The sequence below is a fragment of the Polynucleobacter sp. AP-Capit-er-40B-B4 genome (genome assembly GCF_018882245.1).
Taxonomy (GTDB): domain Bacteria; phylum Pseudomonadota; class Gammaproteobacteria; order Burkholderiales; family Burkholderiaceae; genus Polynucleobacter.
Map to the genome: position 1 here is coordinate 222,622 of NZ_JACVOV010000002.1, position 17,115 is coordinate 239,736.

Sequence of the window (17,115 nt, forward strand, 5' to 3'; positions counted from 1 at the left end):
CTACTCGCCCAGAACATAAATGACCCGTTACACTAATAAAAAACAAGGCGGAGGCAGTATGAATACCAAGTCACCAATCAACAGAATCCTGCAAATCGGCGCCAGCCTATTTATTGGACTTACTAGCACCTTGGCGAATGCCGATATTTACCCATCTAAACCCATTAAAGCAATTGTCCCCTTTGCCCCGGGAAGCACTACAGATCAAATTGGGCGCGCGTTTGCAGCAAAGATGTCAGAGACCCTGGGTCAACCTGTTGTCATCGAAAATAAGCCTGGAGCGAATGGCTTAATAGGCGCTGATTTTGTAGCAAAAGCACCTGCAGATGGTTATACCATTCTGATTGGGACCAATAGCACCAATGCTGCACTTAAAAGCTTAGTTAAAAACTTACCGTACAACCAAGATACGGCATTCACTCCGATTGGATATTTTGGGTCGGCTCCACTCATTGTTGCAATCAACAATGATGTTCCTGCAAAATCACTGAATGGATTCGTCTCACTTGCCAAAGAAAATCCTGGAAAAATGACTTTTGCTTATGCAAGTACATCGCAGCGCGTTTCTTCAGAAATGCTCGCAAGCTTTGCCGATATCAAAATGACTGGTGTGTCTTATAAGAGTGGACCCAATGCCATGACAGATTTAATCGGCGGCCAAGTCAATATGTTTACATCTGACTTTGGGGTCTCCTTGCCTCAAGTCCAATCAGGCAAAATTCGGGGTCTCGCAGTGACCTCCTTGAAGCGCTCGCCTGTCATTCCAGAATTACCTACCGTGAATGAGGCGCTAGGCATTAAAGGTTATGAGCTGATTGCCTTCTTTGCAGCATTCGGACCGGCTGGCATGCCAAAAGATGCCGTCCTCAAACTCAATCAATCCATTAACAATGCCGCTAAATCCAAGGAGTTAGTCGAAAGACTTTCTGCCAATGGTTTTGAAACTCAACCTGGCACGCCTGAGGCGCTAGGTCAAAAAATTAAACTCGAAACTGCTAAGTGGGCTAAAGCTATAAAAGAAGCAGGAATGCAACCAGAGTAAGTCCTTAGACTTATTGCTGACTACGATTAGGAGAATCCTGAAAACCGTTAGAGCGATAGGTTAAGACTAAGGTATCTCGATAACCATAATCCGCCAATGGCTGAATAGGTGTGGATTCATGGATCATGCGCTGATCATTCATTAATAACAAAGACCAAGGCTGCGTGAGAGTAAAGCGTAGACCCGCAGAACCGGCAGCATCAAATATTCTCGTCTCACCGCCTTTGATGCCTGAACGATCAAGCAAGAAGACTGCTACAAAATCTACGCCATCACGATGAGCGCCCTCAGGCGTAGGACGCCCAATGCCGTCAGTTGTATCAATCCGAAATTGATGCGCCTCAACAAACCAAGTATTGACTTGCTTTAAGCCATTCAAAATATGCGCAAGTCCCAGCAATACCGATTGCCAAGCAGGATCACTTAACAATTCCTTCTGAACAGGCTCAAACCAACGCTCAATACCGCCGTGAAGCGCGTTGTAATCAAGTGATTGCCAGTGCGCTCGATGAGGAACTAAGGTCAATTCATCGCCCTTAATTTCATAACTGGCATGGCGACGGAAGCGATATCGACCACCATCTTTTAAGTATGGATCGCGTGGCAAATCCCCCCAGAACTTTACGAGGCTTTGAAGGTTGGCCAGTTGAACATGACTAAATTGAGCGACGGTCTCGGCGGATATAACCGCGAAACCATCATCACGCAGGGCTTGGTCAATCTGCTTAAGAGGGGTGAGTGGAGGCGCAAGGCCGGCGATGGTCATTCGCTTATTTTAGGGCAGTTAGCACAATCGGGTTTGACCTGTTATCTAGTATTTGAATCAATGAACTAGATTTAAGCGCCCGCGTACTTCACCCACATGCCCTTTAAGGTCATAAAGCTCTTTTGCATCTAGCATGGACACCTTGATATTGCCAACCCGCTTTTCAATAGCCTCAAGATCTTTAAAGTTCTTTTCCTTAAGCTCAGGGTTTTGGGCATTTCTTTCAATCACCTTAAGCTCTTCGTATACCTGGGCTAACTTCAGTCGCAAAAAGAAATTCTTGGCTGATGGGATGTAAGTAAATAACGGAATCAAAATTACCAATAATGGAATAACAATTTTGACGAAACGGCCCGCCCAAACAGCAGTCCAAAATGGCAGGTGACGATGCAAAAATGAAGGCCCATCTTTTAAATAAATTTCTGCATCTACATGCAAGGGAAAATCTAATCCGGCGCTTGATGGAAACTCACCTACTTTTTGTAAGCGCGAATACGATTTTAAAATATCGTATGAAGCACCAAGCACCAGCGAAACCAATGCTGGATTGATATCTTCATGCGCAACTAATGTGGCGGTAGCAGCCATGACTTGAATGTCTTGACGTGGCTGATCATGCTGAATGCTCAATAACCCCCTAGGTACCGTCACTTTAGATAAATACGTGAGGTTGCGGGTATATGCATCTGCCTGATCAAAGTTCATCAAACGAATCCCTGGAATGGAGTAAAACTTCCTCAGGATTGGGGCCTCTGCTGCAGCCACAATAAACACCGCATCTAATTGACCGCTACTTAATTTAGCAATGGCTTCATCAGGTTTTAGTCTCTGCGCGCCAATTTCCTTTTCGGTAATGCCGCTGGCCTGTAATAAATCCTTAGTCAGAGCTAAGGTACCACTACCCTCATTCCCAATGGAAACATTTTTTCCTTTTAGTTGACCTAGTATCTTGAGTTGGCCGCCATCACTTTTAAAGGCGCCATCGCGATACCAAACCCAAATAGGCTCATAAAACATGCCTGCAATTGAGACCAATTTAGGATAATCACCAACGTTAGCTACACCACCCTGAACCATCGCAAAATCTACTCCAGATTTTGGATCATTCAAGAGAGCCAAGTTATCAATAGTTCCGCCAGTAGAGCGGACCTTAAGATTGACACCCTCCTTAGCCAAATCAGCCTTTAAACGCTCTCCGAACTGATAATACAAACCAGTCGGAAATCCCGTAGCCATTTCAATCGATTTGGGTGGCGGTGGAATTAAGATCCAAAGCACACCAAAAAGGATAATTAAAAGCGCAAAAAAGGCTGCCACTAGAGCCAGGGGGTTATAGATCTGTCTTTTGATGAAATTCATTAAAGTCTCTTCATGTTTTTTTGCATTATGCCTCGGGCATGACATAAGGAAAAGCTTTCAAATCCAATCATCTAAATCAAGATAAGATGATGCTTTTTAGAAGCCCTAAAGACCATTATGAATTCAGCAAAAACCAAGGTAGCCCTGGTGACAGGCGCAGGAACGGGAATTGGGAAGGCGGCCGCCAAGGCCCTGCTCAAAGGGGGCTACCAAGTGGTACTGACGGGGCGCAATCTCGATAAATTAGAAAAAGCCATCGCTGATATCGGCGGCGACCAGAGTAACTGCCTTGCCGTATCTTGCGATGTTGGCAAACCCGATGAGGTCAAAAAATTGTTTACCGCACTAAGCGATCGGTTTGGTCGCATAGATGTTTTATTCAACAACGCTGGTATGGGTGCCCCCGCCATTCCCATGGAAGACCTGAGTTACGAGCAGTGGATGAATGTGGTTAATGCCAATCTTTGTGGCGCATTCCTATGCTCACAGGAAGCGATTCGCATGATGAAAGCGCAGTCCCCTCAAGGTGGCAGAATTATTAACAACGGCTCTATCTCTGCTCATGCACCACGACCCATGTCTGCACCATATACCGCAACAAAACATGCGATCAGCGGTTTAACTAAAACAATTGCATTGGATGGGCGTCCATTTAATATTGCCTGCGGTCAAATTGATATCGGCAATGCCGCCACCGAAATGACCGAACGTATGGCTGCTGGCATTATGCAGGCTGATCAATCCATTAAAGTAGAGCCGCGCATGGATGTTGATCACGTCGGAGAAGCCGTGCTTCATATGGCTCAACTCCCACTAGAAAGCAATATTCTATCGATGACAATTATGGCTACCAACATGCCATTTGTAGGCAGAGGCTAAAGCAGTCTTTTGGACTATTGGCGCACTTGATCGATCAGCAGGCGAGCATTATTTGCGCCCACTTTAACCGTCTGGGCTGATGAGATTAAGTCTCCCGCCTCTGGTTTGGCCATTCCAGTTTTGGAGATGCGCACTTCGATACTCGCCTCAGATAATTGAGAGAGCGGCGCGCTTGGATTCATTGCCAATGAATCATTCAAGGTAAAACTCATTGGGAAATCACTAGCAGCAACTTTTAAAACTGCTACCGGCATACGTTCACCAGGCTTGCGAGCAATAACCATCACGATATCGCCCTGCTTAATCTTAGATTTCAGGTCGGGTGACAATTCAATCTTTCCGCTAATCGCCTTGCCCGCCACTGAAGCAGGGGCTTGCGAAGAAAGACCGCCCTTAGAGCGAGCCTCAGCAATCGAACCCTGGATAGCGCGCGCTTCATCGCTATCTGCTGGTATCTGTTTTGCTAATTTCTCCCAAGTCTGAACAGCAGCTTTGTAATTACCAGAGTTATACGCAGCAGTACCCGAAAGCCACAACGCCATCAAATTATCGGGATCAAGCTTTAAAGCCTGATTAATTAACCGCAAAGGCTTACCAGCAAAGTTACCGTCAGCGTTGGTAGCCAATACATCTGCGTAGTCGGCTAATAACTGAGGATCGGAATTAATAAAGTCGCCAGCACGTGCATATGCTTTAGCGGCATCCTCATTGCGACCCAGGATACGATAAGAGCGAGCTAACATCGCCCAACCCTTCAAATTACCAGGATCTTTTTCCATCTTGATGGCAAATTCAGCCACCATTTTTTCAACACCCTCTTGCGTAACCGGCGTCTCAGAATTTTTTTGCGCTATACGGACTGCATCTCCCAAAGAAAAATAGAGCCCCGATGAAAGCACAACAATAAAAATACATAAGCCAATAGCAGTCTTTTTCGTGGAACCTGCAACTTCACGATCATCCTCTACGATCGTATCTTGGAAAAGACGTTGACGCATCTCAGCATGGGCAATTTCGTAGTCAGCAGAATTGATTACACCAGCCTGATGCTCCGCTTCCAATTTATCAAGTTCTTCTCGATAAATGGCAGCATTCATCTGGCGACGTGATGTAGCCGCGCTCTTTGCTGGAAATATAAAAGGTCGTAGCACCAGCACCAATACAAGAACCAAGAGTAGAAAGGCGGGAATCAAAAAGCTAGTCACTAAATTCATCCTTCTTTCTTATCGGCCGCATTGAGCAATGCATCAATTTTTTGATTGTCTGCATCAGTTAGGACAACATTCGGAACACTGCTGTTGCGACGACGTAAATACATTAAGAGGCCCGCAATACCAATACCCAGGATAACGAATGGGCCAATCCAAAGCAACCAGGTCACCGGTTTAACTGGCGGACGATAGAGCACGAAATCGCCGTAACGCTCAACCATGAATGAGCGAATTTGATCGTCCGATTTACCTTCACTAATCAAAATGCGAATTTCACGGCGCAAATCATTTGCTAAATCTGAGCGCGAACCCGCTAAAGATTCGTTCTGACATACCAAGCAGCGCATTTCTTCTGAAATACTAATCAAGCGCTGCTCTGTTACAGGATCATCCGCAAGAGGCGCAGCATCCTTAGCAAATACACTACCAAGACTCAGCGCAATGAATACGGCCAGAAAAATCTGCTTCATGATTTTTTAAGCTCGCTCAACATTGGATAAATTTTTTGATTCAATAAATTCATAGTCAATGGACCGATATGCTTAAAGCGAATTACGCCCGCTTTATCAATAATGTAGGTCTCGGGAACCCCATAGACTCCGTAATCAATCCCAACCCGGCCATTGCCATCAAAAGCAGAAAGAACGTAGGGATTGCCTTGCTTTGCCAACATTGCGAGAGCGTCCTCACGCTTGTCTTTGTAGTCCAATCCAATCACTGGGGCCATTTGAGATTTGGCCAACTCCACCAATACTGGGTGCTCTTCACGACAAGCTACGCACCATGATGCCCAAACGTTGAGGACCCACACTTGGCCCTTCATACTTTCCGGGGAAAATGTTTTATTAGGCTCAGCTAATTGAGAAACCTCAAATGCCGGAGCAGCCTTATTAATTAATGGCGATGGTACTTCATGAGGATCGCGATTAAGGCCAATAGCTAAAAAAACTACTAGCCCCACAAATAAAATGAGTGGAATTAAAAATTTTGCCTTCATGCGAGCTTGCTCTTTAATTTCATTCGATAACGCTTATCTGACATCGCCAACACTCCGCCCAAGGCCATTAGCAGGCATCCGCCCCAGATCCAATCAACAAAGGGTTTGTAGTAAACGCGTACAGCCCATGACTTGTCGCCCAACTCCTCGCCTAGGGACACATAAATATCTCGGGTGAGTCCTGCATCAATAGCTGCTTCAGTCATTGGCATGGTTGATGAAAAATAACTTCTCTTTTCAGGATAAAGACTGGTTTGGGAACCACCATCTTTTGATAATAAGAATGTACCGCGCATTGCTTGGTAATTTGGGCCGCGAGCAGAGTTAACGCCCTGCAATTGAATTTGATAACCACCAACCGTCACCGTATCACCTGCTGACATGCGGACATCTTTTTCTTCTTGGTAGGCACCCACCATCGTGACACCAATGACAAATACCGCAATACCTAGATGGGCTACCTGCATACCAATAAAGGAGCGAGTAGGCTTACCTGCCTTTGCTTGGCGAACAATTTGCATACAGCCTGATGCAATCACCCAAAAAGCCAACATGAAGCCCATGCCAGCAAGCCAAGTAAATTGACCCATGATTAGCGGAATTGCAACTCCTGCAACCAAAGCAACTGCACCGGCGAGCCATAAACGCTTAATGATGCTGATTAAGTTGCTCTGCTTCCAGCTTGCCCATGGACCAATACCCATTAGTACCAACAAAGGAACCATGATGGGTACAAATACGCTATTGAAATATGGGGGACCTACAGAAATCTTGCCAAGATGCAAAGCATCTATCAATAAAGGATAGAGTGTGCCGAGCAGAACGGATCCCGCTGAAACAACTAAAAATACATTTCCAAGCAAGATGAATGTTTCTCTAGAGCTCAAATTAAATTTACCGCCCATCGAACTCTTCGGTGCACGCCAAGCGTAAAGCACCAAAGACGATCCAACCACTAACGATAAAAAGATCAGAATAAAAATACCGCGTCTTGGATCAGTTGCAAATGCATGTACTGAGGTCAATACACCGGATCGAACCAAGAAGGTTCCGAGTAACGACAAGGAGAATGCGGTGATCGCTAATAGTACGGTCCAGCTTTTAAAGCCACCGCGCTTTTCAGTAACGGCTAATGAGTGCAATAAGGCGGTACCCACAAGCCAAGGAATAAATGAAGCATTTTCAACGGGATCCCAGAACCACCATCCACCCCAACCTAACTCGTAATAAGCCCACCAAGAGCCCAGAGCAATGCCAAGAGTCAAGAAAACCCAAGCAGCTGTTGTCCATGGACGTGACCAACGCGCCCATGCCGCGTCTAATCTGCCAGACAGCAAAGAAGCAATTGCAAAAGCGAAGGCCACTGAGAAACCGACATAGCCCATATACAGCATTGGCGGATGAAATACCAAGCCAGGATCTTGCAAAAGTGGATTTAAAGATCGACCATCTTGAGCTGCCGGTAATAAACGCTCAAAAGGATTTGAGGTTGTTAAAACAAATAACAGCAAACCACTAGTGACTAATCCTAAAACACCAATTACCCTGGCCACCATGAAATCATCTAATGCTTTTGAAAGTTGCGCCACCAAGATAGTCCAAGTAGCCAGCAAGAAAATCCACAACAACAGTGATCCTTCATGACCACCCCATACCGCACCTAATCGATAGATCACCGGCATTTGCGAATTGGAGTGCTCGGCAACATAGAGCACAGAAAAATCGTTACTGTAAAAACTCCAAGCCAATATCCCGAAGGCGATCGCTAACAATAAGAAAGCAGTTTGCGCGGTAGGCCTTGCCAGAACTAACCAGTCTCGGCGGCCAAAGTGGGCGCCCACCAAAGGCAGAACCCCTTGAACGAGAGAAATACACAGCGCCAGTACTAATGCGTAATGTCCAAACTCTGGAATCATTTAGCACTTCCGTTTTTTTGTGCCTGATCTAAGGCATGCTTAGCTTCAGGAGGCATGTAATTTTCATCGTGTTTCGCCAGCACTTCGCTGGCAATAAATTCACCATTCGCATTCATGCGACCTTGAATCACTGCACCCTTACCTTCTTTAAATAAATCAGGAAGAATGCCGGTATATGCGACTGGAATGTCTTTCACAAGGTCAGTGATCTTAAAGTGCACAGTGAGGCCATCGCGCTTTAAGGATCCATCCTTCACCATGCCGCCAATCCTAAAGGCTTGACCCTGAGGTGCCTTGCCTGCTGCAACCTCACTTGGTGTGACATACAAAGCGATATTGCTGTTGAGTGCATTCAAGATCAACATCGCAGCAACTCCGATCGCTAGGAGTGCGGCAACAATAATCAATGCGCGTTTATATCTAGGCTTCACTTACCGATCTCTTTATCAAACTGCTCTGCTAGTTGTTGTTGCTTCAACCTGTGCATCACTGCTCTAAAGCGAGCACGCACAAATAGAGGTTCCAATATCAAAACTAAGGCACAAATGCCAAAACTGCTCCACACATAAAGTGCGTAACCGCCCATAGCAAAAAACTCGGAAGGACTATTCCACATCAGCTTTTCACCTCAATTGATTGTCTCACCCAATCCGCATGGGCTTCACGCTCCAAAATGATTGCCCTCACTCGCATTAAGGTAACTGCAATGGTGTACATCCAGAAGCACAGGGCCATCAATAACATCCCCCAGAGCATGGTTTGTGCCATAGCCGGTGATTTAGTCAATGAAACGGATGCCCCTTGATGCAAGGTGTTCCACCATTTCACTGAAAAATAAATAATGGGTACATTAACCACGCCCACCAAAGCCAAAATTGCACTAGCTTTGTCAGCGCGGCGCGGATCGTCAATAGAGGCTCGCAGGGCAATAAAGCCCAAATAAAGAAATAACAGAATTAATTCAGAAGTAAGGCGCGCATCCCAAACCCACCAAGTACCCCACATTGGTTTACCCCAAAACGCGCCAGTCCATAAAGACAGAAATGCCATCCAGGCACCTATTGGCGCAAGCGCCTGCGCCATCATGGCAGACAAGCGGGTATTAAAAACAAGTCCGAGCCCAGCCCAGGCAGCCATCACTAAATAGATGAACATCGACATCCATGAGGCCGGTACATGGATAAAGATAATTCGATAACCTTGTCCTTGAACAGCGTCGACTGGCGCAACAAAAAAACTAACCCATAAACCGACGGCACCAAACAGGAACGTTAAAACCCAGAAAAATGGGATGAGCTTCCCTGCAACCGGATAAAAGGTGCTGGGGCTCGATAACTTAAACCAGTTAATCAAGCGGTGGTTAGAAAAGTGATTTGTTTGACTCATTCGATTGCAATCTTTACAGCAGCTGTACTCACCCAAGGGACAAATGCTAAAGCTAAAATCAATAATGCGCCTAGCAATGAAAAATGACCTGATGTATCTAAACCAACGCTATGGGCATATACAGCGCCAGCACCAAAAATAAGGACCGGAATAAATAAAGGCAGTATCAATAAGCTTAGTAACACGCTGCCACCCCTCACTCCCAAGGTCAATGCAGCACCTATTGAGCCCAGCAAGGATAGCACTGGCGTACCCAATAGTAGAGTAGTCATCAGCACATACAAAGAGCCAGCATCCAAATCAAACTGAATACCAATAATTGGGGCTAAGAGTACTAGCGGTAGACCACACACAATCCAGTGAGCAATAATTTTTCCAGTCACGAGTAAGGCCAGAGGCTGAGGTGATAAAACTAGCTGCTCCAGAGAGCCGTCTTGATAGTCGGCTGCAAACATTCGATGTAGACCCAACAAGGTAGATAACAAGGCTGCCACCCACAGAACACCAGGTGCAATTTTGCGCAACAAGGCAGCGTCTGCACCTATTCCCAAAGGAAACAGGCTGGTTACGACTACAAAGAAGAATAAAGCTGTCAGCACCTCACTCTTGCGGCGCATAACCAACAATAAATCGCGGTGAATGATCGCCAGTAAAGCCTTCATAGATCAAGCGCCTTGACATGTGGAAGCATCACCTCTTGATGACTAGTCAATACTACCAAGCCGCCAAACTCCACATGCTCAGCAATGAGGCCCTGTAAAGCTTGCACCGCATGGGCATCTAAAGCATTGAATGGCTCATCCAAAATCCATAGCTTTGCTTGACGCGTCAACATACGAGCCATCAAGACGCGTCGCTTTTGACCGGCCGACAAGCAACTGACCAGCAAGTGTTCGCGCCCGCGCAAACCAAAACGCCAGAGGGCGGATAAAGCCTTCTCTTCCGGCAAATGAATATCATCTAGAGCGGCATAGAGTTGTATATTTTCCAGCGCAGTGAGGTCCTCCTTTAAGGCATCACGATGCCCCAGAAATAGAAGCTCACGATGATAGGTAGAAGGATCCTTATTAATTGATAGACCGCCCCATAAAATCTCACCAGCTTCTGGCTTAGATAAACCCGTCAATAGTCTTAGTAAGCTGGTTTTTCCAACACCATTCTCACCACGCACGTGCAGACACTCTCCACTAGCGACTGTTAAGTTGAGCCCCTCAAATAATCTTCTTTCACCGCGCACGCACGCAAGACCTCGCGCTTGAAGCGTCAAAGCTGGTTTGCTGGAGGAGGAAGATGTATTGACTGTCATGTAGGGCAATGGCTTGATTCAAACCACCCCAGGCATTGTCTGAGAACCTATTGGCACTGACAAACCAGAAAAAGTGGAATTAAGGGAATAATCCCTTTCAATTCAATTACTTATGAAATTATAAACTGAGTCGACCAAGAACAAAAAAACCACCCGCAGGTGGTTTTCTCTATTAAATCAATTACTTAGCTCACACTGAGATCACTTCAGACGCTTAGTGATTTCTGCAATACGCTGGCCATAGAGTCTGGCAGTCTCTAAATCGCCTGCATTCACTTCATCCGCACTTGCGTCAGATGGGGTCTGCATCATGGCTCCAGCAGATGAGCCAACATAGTTAATGTCATCACGCTTGGCAGCTTTAGAGTTGGAAGGCATCAATCCAGTTCCAACCCATATGCCATTGTGCTGCATTGCTAGAGTAAAGAAGTAATGCAAGGTGGAATGCTTATCACCATTCATCGTGGCTGAATTAGTAAAGCCGCCGAATACTTTATCTTTCCACTGTTGTGAAAACCATTGTTTGGAACTTGCATCAGCAAACTTTTTAAATTGCCAGCTGACAGTTCCCATGTATGTTGGCGAACCAAAAACAATGGCATCAGCCTCATTCACGGTTGCCCACTGTGCATCAGTCAAATTACCTTCAGCATCAATTGCCACCAATGTAGCATTGGCACCTTTGGCAACTGCCTCCGCCTGTTTTACTGTGTGACCATAACCACTATGAAATACCACTGCAATTTTTGTCATCAGAATCTCCTTTCAAGAATGTAATGTCGTATTAATTATTTATATTTTGCAACTGCGTTTTATTTCCAGAATAAAGCAATTTTTTGCGACAAGTCAGCCTTAATAGAAAGCGCCCTCTTTTGCATCACGCCTTCATATGTTGCCTCAATCGTATAGTCTCCAGGCGCCAGGTTAACCAGCATATAAGGTCCGTCTGCTTGAGCTTCAAAGACTATCTGCTTTTTAGCTGAACTCATGATTTTGATAGTTGCGCCAAATATCCAGACACCCCTGCCATTTTCAATTTGAGACATTTCCAAAAGCAACGGCCATTGCTTAGCCTCAGCAAGAATGGCTACCGTCTCACCCTCACCAACACCGCCAGTGATATAGGAAATTCCTTGTGAATACTGCGTCTCCGGAATTTGTGCCAGAGACAAGGAGCTCATTAAAATCAAATGGGCGGACAGGATTATTTTTAAAAGTGTTTTCATACTTCCATCCTACGCCTGATTGAGCCATAAAAAAAGCCCCGATAGGCGGGGCTTTTGTACGCTAGAACACTTAAGCCTATGGCGTCATCACAATTGCGCCAGAAACTTTTCTACCCTCAGCAGCGCGATGTGCATCTGCTGCTTGCTCTAAAGAAAACTTAGCGCCAATTTGCACTTTGACCTGCCCTTTAGCAATTGCATCAAATACTGCCTTAGCATTTTCTTTTAATAAGGCTGCAGTTGCGTTGTGCGGAAACACAGAAGGTCTTGTTAAAAACAGACAGCCTTTCTTATTTAAGATTTCTGGCTGAATCTCTGGAGCCGGTCCAGATGCAGCGCCGAATAAAGCCACCGTGCCAAATGGGGCAGTGCAATCCAAAGAACCCAAGAAAGTGGTCTTTGCAACAGAGTCATAAACCACGTTGGCTTTTTTGCCGCCAGTCGCTTTAATGACTTCCTCAACCCAATTAGGCTGAGAGTAGTCAACAACCGCATCACAACCTGCCTCTTTAGCGGCAGCAAACTTTGCAGGAGAGCCAACTGTACCAACAACAAAGGCGCCTAAGGCTTTCGCCCAGCCTGCCAAAATCTGACCAACGCCACCTGCAGCTGCGTGCACAAGCACCACATCGCCAGCTTTTACTTTATATGTTTTCTGGACCAGATATTGCGCAGTCATCGCCTTAAAGAAAACGGCTGCAGCTACTTCATCAGAAATACCATTTGGTATTGATACCAACTTATCCGCCGCAACATTACGTGCACTTGCGTATGCGCCGATACCAGCATTCATATAAACCACGTGATCGCCAACCTTAAAGTCAGTGACGCCATCACCCACAGCCTCAACAACGCCCGCAGCTTCATGACCCAGACCAGTAGGCATCTCTAGAGGGTAAACGCCAGAGCGCTGATAAACGTCAATGAAATTAAAACCAATCGCAGTTTGACGAATTTGCACTTCACCTTTTGCTGGTGGAGGCAGTTCTTTATCTATTACTTTAATTACGTCTGCACTACCCAGTTCAGTCAGACTAACAACTCGAGCTTTTGTCACGTGTCACCTTATTATTTTTATAGAGAGAAAATAATCATACAGTAAGGGCATCTTCTTCAATCACTGCCCAGGTACTATCACCCAACTTCTTCACTGCCATCGAATAAGTCCAGCCCTCCGGAATCCCGCAGCTCCATTCTCTTGGACCGTTCTGAATTAAGACATTGACGCCATTTCTGCTGTCGTAGTACAGGTGGTAAATTTTTCCGTGAATTGGATTAAAGCTAAATTTAGCGCTGTGCACCATCTCGGTAGCATCAAGCCTGGCCTGTAAAGCTTTTGCTTGCTTCATTAACACTTCAGCTTGCTCCATGATGCGGTCGTATTCTAACTTCGCATTCTGGCGCGCTACGTTAACAGCCTTGTCTTTTTCTTCGGTGACCTTGATAGGCGCAAATACAGGGGCACCCACTTCCATTGGATATTCAATCCCTGCATGACGCGCTGGATCGGTATCTTCGATTCTCATGAAATGCCCTGTATCTACTAAATAAATAAAAAAATTATGTGTTACTTAATCAAGCCACAAGCAATACGTGGACCAGAATTGCCGGCAGGCTGGGACTTGTAATCATCTGGATCTCTGTGAACAACCACTGAACGACCCACAATTCCAGTTGGACCTGTGTTTACAGCAAAGCCATGTAACTTGGCGCTATAGGTTGCGTTGCCATTTGCATCAGATTTAATGTTGGGCATATCCCCCGCATGATTCATGCCGCTATTTGGCATGCCATGGGATTTTGTTTCAGGATTAAAGTGACCGCCTGCGCTAGTTGCGTCAGGAGCAGAACAATCTCCTTTTTCATGAACATGAAATCCTTGCTCTGCATTAGGCTTCAATCCAGAAAATTTACCATTGATGAGCACGTCATTGCCTTGCCAAACAAATGTTACTTCGCCCTTGGCTTGAGACCCTGATCTTGAATCTAAACTCGCGCTTGCTTTTTGACCGGTACCTTGCTCCATCGATTGGCAGGCTACCAAAGAAAAAATTCCTGCAGCGGAAAGAGCAATCGAAATTTGCTTTAATGTTGTACTCATCTGGATCTCCTTTATTGAGGCTCTCACAGGAGCCTTCCAGTAAAGTGTGACATAAATCCCAGGCTTTTGCTTAGCGCTTATAGAAGCTCAAAGTTACCTCGCCGAGCTCAATCCCAAACTTACTCATTTTGGCCTTGTTGAGCATCACTTTAGGGGTCATTAAGTACATCCAATCATTGAATTGCACATGGTAAATAGTGCCATCCACAGGTAAGGCAAGGGTATAAGTCCAATTTAAGGCATTGCCAGCCAATTGACCCTGCGCATCCCCAACCACGTCATCCGCTCTACCAATGTAAGTTCCCGGGGACTGCTCGGTAAGCGTCCAAATACGCTTTTGCTTGGTGCCATCAGAATATTCAAAGCTTTCATCCAGAGTGCCAACTTTTTTTCCATCAACCATAGTCCAGCTTGCTTTGATCAATACCGTAAAGCGTTTCTTTACTTCGCCACTGCGATCGGTGAAGATGCCATAGGCATCAATCGTTCCAGAAAAGTATTCACTCAAATCAAGGACAGGTTTTTCATTGGCATATTGAGAAACTTGTGGCGAAGAGCATGAGACTACAAATAGCCCAAAGAATGCCAACGTGATGATTCGGGAAAAAAGTCTTTTCATGGATTAACAAGCCTCATTAAAAATAGGCGGAGGACAAGACTGTCCAAGCAACTCAGTCCGCAACTTAGGGGCACTTGTTTTTGGGTCAAGCCAGATCCCAAAAAATGCTTTTGAAAATTCAATCCCAGGTACCTGTGCAATTTGCTTACCGTCGTGATAGAAAGTAGTTCCTTGCTTAGGAGAATAGATTGCTGTGAGCGTTTGCCCAGACTCTACATTTGGCAAGAAAGCAGTTAACTCTTTTCCCCAAAGCGCTGCCTGAGCCTCTGGCACCCCAATACGCTTCATCTCTTCAGCGCTGCGATTAGCAATAGAAGCCCCAGAAAAAGATTTTTGATAGCGTAAATTCAATGCGAAATCAGGAGAAGAAAGTGAGCCAACCCGATAAAACGCAGCATCATATACATGGAGACCAAACCAAGTGAGTCTGCCACTGCCCTGCAATTTTGCAGCACTTATATTGGGGGGCAGTTCAATTGGCTCGCGAGCAAAGCTATTTGATAGGAACACTGCCAAAAAAGTCAGCGCCAGAAATAATGGCATTTTCTTCATGAAGAGATCGCTCCTGATTTGGACTTCACCAAACGAAGTGCAGCCGGCCCAAAAAGGCTAGAAATTGCATGTCTATTCTTAGCAAAAAATAGATACCCTAATTTTAGGAATGGCTGCAAGGACTTTCTTGAAAATAACCAGGCAAGGCGCGGCAAATCCGCACGGCGATATGCTTCAGGAAATACACCCACACCCTGAATCAATTTACCGCTAGCAAATTGACCATACATAGCAGCTAGAGCAGCCTCACATGACACGCCCACTTTTTGAGGGTCAAACTGCTCAGAATTGATATCAACAAAATCTAATAAATTAGCCTGATTGCGTCCTGACAAAAAAAGAATCTCCGCCTGACATAGTGGGCAAGCGCCATCGTAGAACAAAGTGAGTTTCTCTAGTTGAGTCATGGTTCAGCAAGTTTACGGCTTATTCAATAAACTGGTTGGCACTAATACTATTAAGGCTGTTATGCAAAATGAGATTGCGCTGAATGTATTTGGAGAGCCGCTGATTCCCTGCTCCTTTGACCCCCTAACAGGTTTTTTTAGAGATGGTTGCTGCAAAACCAACGAAGAAGATGTAGGCAGTCATTTGGTATGCGCCATCGTGACAGATGCTTTTTTGCAATTTAGCCTACAAAAGGGGAACGATCTTATTACCCCCAGACCAGAATATCGATTTCCTGGCTTGCTTGCGGGCGACCAATGGTGCTTATGCATCAATCGCTGGGTTGAGGCATTAAACGCCAATTGTGCTCCTTATATCAAGCTAGAAAGTACACACATTAAGGCACTAGAAACAGTGCCGATGAATATCCTCAAGGAATACGCGAGAGAAGTTTGAAGGCTTTTTATACCGACCATTTTGTATTGCCGCTACCGGCAGGACATCGCTTCCCAATGGAGAAGTACTCACGCTTACGAGATTTAGTGGGTTCACAAGCAGGTATTGAGTTAGTTGAAGCGCCGTCAGCAACAGATACACAAATTTTGTATGCACATGATCCAAGCTACCTCATCAAAGTTATTGGTGGGACGCTTTCAGCACAAGAGCAAAGAGAAATTGGTTTCCCCTGGAGCGCTCAAATGGTTGAGCGCTCACGACGTTCAGCAGGTGCCACTGTTGCTGCCGCCAAAACAGCTTTGCAAGAAGGTATCGCCGCCAATCTAGCTGGAGGCACTCATCATGCCTATCGCGATACTGGAAGTGGATTTTGTGTATTTAATGATTCCGCTATCGCAGCACGCACCCTGCAAAAAGAAATTAACCCAGCCTTAAAAGTTGCTGTGATTGATTTAGATGTTCACCAGGGAAACGGTACTGCAGCGATTCTACAAAATGACGATTCCATCTTCACTCTATCTATTCACGGGGAAAATAATTTCCCGTTTAAAAAAGAGCAAAGTGATTTGGATGTGGGTATGGCTGATGGCTGCAATGATGAAGTTTATTTACACTCATTGAGTACAGCTCTTGATCAACTGGATTCACGCTTTAAGGCAGATTGCCTCATTTTCTTGGCTGGCGCCGACCCACATGAGGGCGATCGACTCGGAAGGCTGGACATCAGTAGGGATGGGATGCGTTTGCGAGATGAAATGGTATTTCAGTACGCACTAGATCGGCAACTGCCTATTGCATTCTCAATGGCGGGCGGCTACGGCAAAGAAATTGAATCTACCGTGGATATTCATTTTCAGACCATCAAAACCGCCCTGCAATTTCAAAAACAATATTAAATCTTCAACATTAAAT

General features: G+C 45.5%; 23 protein-coding genes. 4 read left to right on the forward strand and 19 right to left on the reverse strand.

Annotated elements, in window-relative coordinates:
• The first annotated feature begins 58 nt into the window (after positions 1-58).
• On the forward strand, positions 59-1,042 hold the full coding sequence (locus ICN19_RS06120; RefSeq protein ID WP_216246240.1) for a tripartite tricarboxylate transporter substrate binding protein: 984 nt from the start codon (positions 59-61) through the stop codon (positions 1,040-1,042).
• A gap of 10 nt (positions 1,043-1,052) precedes the next feature.
• On the opposite strand, the gene ICN19_RS06125 is transcribed toward ICN19_RS06120, so the two are convergent.
• Positions 1,053-1,808 carry a 2OG-Fe dioxygenase family protein gene (locus tag ICN19_RS06125; RefSeq protein WP_216246241.1) on the reverse strand — a complete coding sequence of 252 codons (756 nt, stop codon included), beginning with the start codon at positions 1,806-1,808 and terminating at the stop codon, positions 1,053-1,055.
• 57 nt (positions 1,809-1,865) lie between these two features.
• A complete protein-coding gene (locus ICN19_RS06130; protein ID WP_216246242.1) occupies positions 1,866-3,167 on the reverse strand; it encodes a TAXI family TRAP transporter solute-binding subunit in 1,302 nt (433 codons plus the stop codon).
• Between the two features lie 117 nt (positions 3,168-3,284).
• On the opposite strand from ICN19_RS06130, the gene ICN19_RS06135 reads away from it, so the two are divergent.
• A complete protein-coding gene (locus ICN19_RS06135) occupies positions 3,285-4,046 on the forward strand; it encodes an SDR family oxidoreductase (protein ID WP_216246243.1) in 762 nt (253 codons plus the stop codon).
• Positions 4,047-4,060: 14 nt separating this feature from the next.
• Here ICN19_RS06135 and ccmI read toward each other — a convergent pair whose 3' ends face one another.
• From ccmI to ICN19_RS06220, 17 genes are all read right to left on the reverse strand, one after another.
• Positions 4,061-5,260, reverse strand: coding sequence for a c-type cytochrome biogenesis protein CcmI (ccmI, locus tag ICN19_RS06140; RefSeq protein ID WP_216246244.1), 1,200 nt, complete (start codon positions 5,258-5,260; stop codon positions 4,061-4,063).
• On the reverse strand, positions 5,257-5,727 hold the full coding sequence (locus ICN19_RS06145) for a cytochrome c-type biogenesis protein (protein WP_216246245.1): 471 nt from the start codon (positions 5,725-5,727) through the stop codon (positions 5,257-5,259). Before ICN19_RS06145 ends, ccmI begins: the two co-directional genes overlap by 4 nt.
• The gene (locus ICN19_RS06150) at positions 5,724-6,254 is read right to left on the reverse strand and encodes a DsbE family thiol:disulfide interchange protein (protein ID WP_216246246.1); all 531 of its coding nucleotides are present in this window, start codon (positions 6,252-6,254) and stop codon (positions 5,724-5,726) included. The genes ICN19_RS06145 and ICN19_RS06150 overlap by 4 nt, the downstream gene beginning before the upstream one ends.
• Positions 6,251-8,170 carry a heme lyase CcmF/NrfE family subunit gene (locus tag ICN19_RS06155; RefSeq protein WP_216246247.1) on the reverse strand — a complete coding sequence of 640 codons (1,920 nt, stop codon included), beginning with the start codon at positions 8,168-8,170 and terminating at the stop codon, positions 6,251-6,253. The genes ICN19_RS06150 and ICN19_RS06155 overlap by 4 nt, the downstream gene beginning before the upstream one ends.
• Positions 8,167-8,601, reverse strand: a complete 435-nt coding sequence (gene ccmE / locus ICN19_RS06160) for a cytochrome c maturation protein CcmE (RefSeq protein ID WP_216246248.1) — start codon at positions 8,599-8,601, stop codon at positions 8,167-8,169. Before ccmE ends, ICN19_RS06155 begins: the two co-directional genes overlap by 4 nt.
• Positions 8,598-8,786, reverse strand: a complete 189-nt coding sequence (ccmD, locus tag ICN19_RS06165; RefSeq protein ID WP_216246249.1) for a heme exporter protein CcmD — start codon at positions 8,784-8,786, stop codon at positions 8,598-8,600. Before ccmD ends, ccmE begins: the two co-directional genes overlap by 4 nt.
• The gene (locus tag ICN19_RS06170) at positions 8,786-9,556 is read right to left on the reverse strand and encodes a heme ABC transporter permease (protein ID WP_216246250.1); all 771 of its coding nucleotides are present in this window, start codon (positions 9,554-9,556) and stop codon (positions 8,786-8,788) included. Before ICN19_RS06170 ends, ccmD begins: the two co-directional genes overlap by 1 nt.
• Entirely contained in the window at positions 9,553-10,218 is a 666-nt protein-coding gene (gene ccmB, locus ICN19_RS06175) for a heme exporter protein CcmB (protein ID WP_216246251.1), read from the reverse strand. The genes ICN19_RS06170 and ccmB overlap by 4 nt, the downstream gene beginning before the upstream one ends.
• On the reverse strand, positions 10,215-10,862 hold the full coding sequence (gene ccmA, locus ICN19_RS06180) for a cytochrome c biogenesis heme-transporting ATPase CcmA (RefSeq protein ID WP_216246252.1): 648 nt from the start codon (positions 10,860-10,862) through the stop codon (positions 10,215-10,217). The genes ccmB and ccmA overlap by 4 nt, the downstream gene beginning before the upstream one ends.
• Before the next feature lie 201 nt (positions 10,863-11,063).
• Positions 11,064-11,615, reverse strand: a complete 552-nt coding sequence (locus tag ICN19_RS06185) for a flavodoxin family protein (RefSeq protein ID WP_216246253.1) — start codon at positions 11,613-11,615, stop codon at positions 11,064-11,066.
• A 59-nt stretch (positions 11,616-11,674) separates the two neighbouring features.
• On the reverse strand, positions 11,675-12,088 hold the full coding sequence (locus ICN19_RS06190; protein WP_216246254.1) for a carboxypeptidase-like regulatory domain-containing protein: 414 nt from the start codon (positions 12,086-12,088) through the stop codon (positions 11,675-11,677).
• A gap of 76 nt (positions 12,089-12,164) precedes the next feature.
• A complete protein-coding gene (locus ICN19_RS06195; RefSeq protein WP_216246255.1) occupies positions 12,165-13,145 on the reverse strand; it encodes a zinc-binding dehydrogenase in 981 nt (326 codons plus the stop codon).
• 34 nt (positions 13,146-13,179) lie between these two features.
• Positions 13,180-13,614, reverse strand: a complete 435-nt coding sequence (locus ICN19_RS06200) for a DUF2452 domain-containing protein (protein WP_216246256.1) — start codon at positions 13,612-13,614, stop codon at positions 13,180-13,182.
• A gap of 41 nt (positions 13,615-13,655) precedes the next feature.
• Entirely contained in the window at positions 13,656-14,189 is a 534-nt protein-coding gene (locus ICN19_RS06205; protein WP_216246257.1) for a superoxide dismutase family protein, read from the reverse strand.
• A gap of 70 nt (positions 14,190-14,259) precedes the next feature.
• Complete coding sequence (locus tag ICN19_RS06210; protein ID WP_216246258.1) at positions 14,260-14,808, reverse strand: DUF3833 domain-containing protein; 549 nt, start codon at positions 14,806-14,808, stop codon at positions 14,260-14,262.
• A gap of 3 nt (positions 14,809-14,811) precedes the next feature.
• On the reverse strand, positions 14,812-15,360 hold the full coding sequence (locus ICN19_RS06215; RefSeq protein WP_216246259.1) for a chalcone isomerase family protein: 549 nt from the start codon (positions 15,358-15,360) through the stop codon (positions 14,812-14,814).
• Positions 15,357-15,767 carry a thiol-disulfide oxidoreductase DCC family protein gene (locus tag ICN19_RS06220; protein ID WP_216246260.1) on the reverse strand — a complete coding sequence of 137 codons (411 nt, stop codon included), beginning with the start codon at positions 15,765-15,767 and terminating at the stop codon, positions 15,357-15,359. The genes ICN19_RS06215 and ICN19_RS06220 overlap by 4 nt, the downstream gene beginning before the upstream one ends.
• 61 nt (positions 15,768-15,828) lie before the next feature.
• Here ICN19_RS06220 and ICN19_RS06225 point away from each other — a divergent pair, with 61 nt between their 5' ends.
• Together ICN19_RS06225 and ICN19_RS06230 are read left to right on the forward strand one after the other, a co-directional pair.
• Positions 15,829-16,203, forward strand: coding sequence for a DUF2237 family protein (locus ICN19_RS06225; RefSeq protein WP_068324675.1), 375 nt, complete (start codon positions 15,829-15,831; stop codon positions 16,201-16,203).
• Entirely contained in the window at positions 16,200-17,099 is a 900-nt protein-coding gene (locus tag ICN19_RS06230) for a histone deacetylase (RefSeq protein ID WP_216246261.1), read from the forward strand. The genes ICN19_RS06225 and ICN19_RS06230 overlap by 4 nt, the downstream gene beginning before the upstream one ends.
• The last annotated feature ends 16 nt before the right edge of the window (positions 17,100-17,115 follow it).

Bases quoted from the DNA above. Each gene is read 5' to 3' on its own strand.
- ICN19_RS06135 (WP_216246243.1), top strand. From the start codon at position 3,285: ATGAATTCAGCAAAAACCAAGGTAGCCCTGGTGACAGGCGCAGGAACG.
- ICN19_RS06120 (WP_216246240.1), top strand. From the start codon at position 59: ATGAATACCAAGTCACCAATCAACAGAATCCTGCAAATCGGCGCCAGC.
- ICN19_RS06155 (WP_216246247.1), bottom strand. From the start codon at position 8,170: ATGATTCCAGAGTTTGGACATTACGCATTAGTACTGGCGCTGTGTATT.
- ccmB (WP_216246251.1), bottom strand. From the start codon at position 10,218: ATGAAGGCTTTACTGGCGATCATTCACCGCGATTTATTGTTGGTTATG.
- ICN19_RS06220 (WP_216246260.1), bottom strand. From the start codon at position 15,767: ATGACTCAACTAGAGAAACTCACTTTGTTCTACGATGGCGCTTGCCCA.
- ICN19_RS06200 (WP_216246256.1), bottom strand. From the start codon at position 13,614: ATGAGAATCGAAGATACCGATCCAGCGCGTCATGCAGGGATTGAATAT.
- ICN19_RS06210 (WP_216246258.1), bottom strand. From the start codon at position 14,808: ATGAAAAGACTTTTTTCCCGAATCATCACGTTGGCATTCTTTGGGCTA.
- ICN19_RS06185 (WP_216246253.1), bottom strand. From the start codon at position 11,615: ATGACAAAAATTGCAGTGGTATTTCATAGTGGTTATGGTCACACAGTA.
- ICN19_RS06150 (WP_216246246.1), bottom strand. From the start codon at position 6,254: ATGAAGGCAAAATTTTTAATTCCACTCATTTTATTTGTGGGGCTAGTA.
- ccmD (WP_216246249.1), bottom strand. From the start codon at position 8,786: ATGTGGAATAGTCCTTCCGAGTTTTTTGCTATGGGCGGTTACGCACTT.
- ICN19_RS06215 (WP_216246259.1), bottom strand. From the start codon at position 15,360: ATGAAGAAAATGCCATTATTTCTGGCGCTGACTTTTTTGGCAGTGTTC.
- ICN19_RS06225 (WP_068324675.1), top strand. From the start codon at position 15,829: ATGCAAAATGAGATTGCGCTGAATGTATTTGGAGAGCCGCTGATTCCC.
- ICN19_RS06205 (WP_216246257.1), bottom strand. From the start codon at position 14,189: ATGAGTACAACATTAAAGCAAATTTCGATTGCTCTTTCCGCTGCAGGA.
- ICN19_RS06190 (WP_216246254.1), bottom strand. From the start codon at position 12,088: ATGAAAACACTTTTAAAAATAATCCTGTCCGCCCATTTGATTTTAATG.
- ICN19_RS06170 (WP_216246250.1), bottom strand. From the start codon at position 9,556: ATGAGTCAAACAAATCACTTTTCTAACCACCGCTTGATTAACTGGTTT.
- ICN19_RS06130 (WP_216246242.1), bottom strand. From the start codon at position 3,167: ATGAATTTCATCAAAAGACAGATCTATAACCCCCTGGCTCTAGTGGCA.
- ccmA (WP_216246252.1), bottom strand. From the start codon at position 10,862: ATGACAGTCAATACATCTTCCTCCTCCAGCAAACCAGCTTTGACGCTT.
- ICN19_RS06145 (WP_216246245.1), bottom strand. From the start codon at position 5,727: ATGAAGCAGATTTTTCTGGCCGTATTCATTGCGCTGAGTCTTGGTAGT.
- ICN19_RS06125 (WP_216246241.1), bottom strand. From the start codon at position 1,808: ATGACCATCGCCGGCCTTGCGCCTCCACTCACCCCTCTTAAGCAGATT.
- ccmI (WP_216246244.1), bottom strand. From the start codon at position 5,260: ATGAATTTAGTGACTAGCTTTTTGATTCCCGCCTTTCTACTCTTGGTT.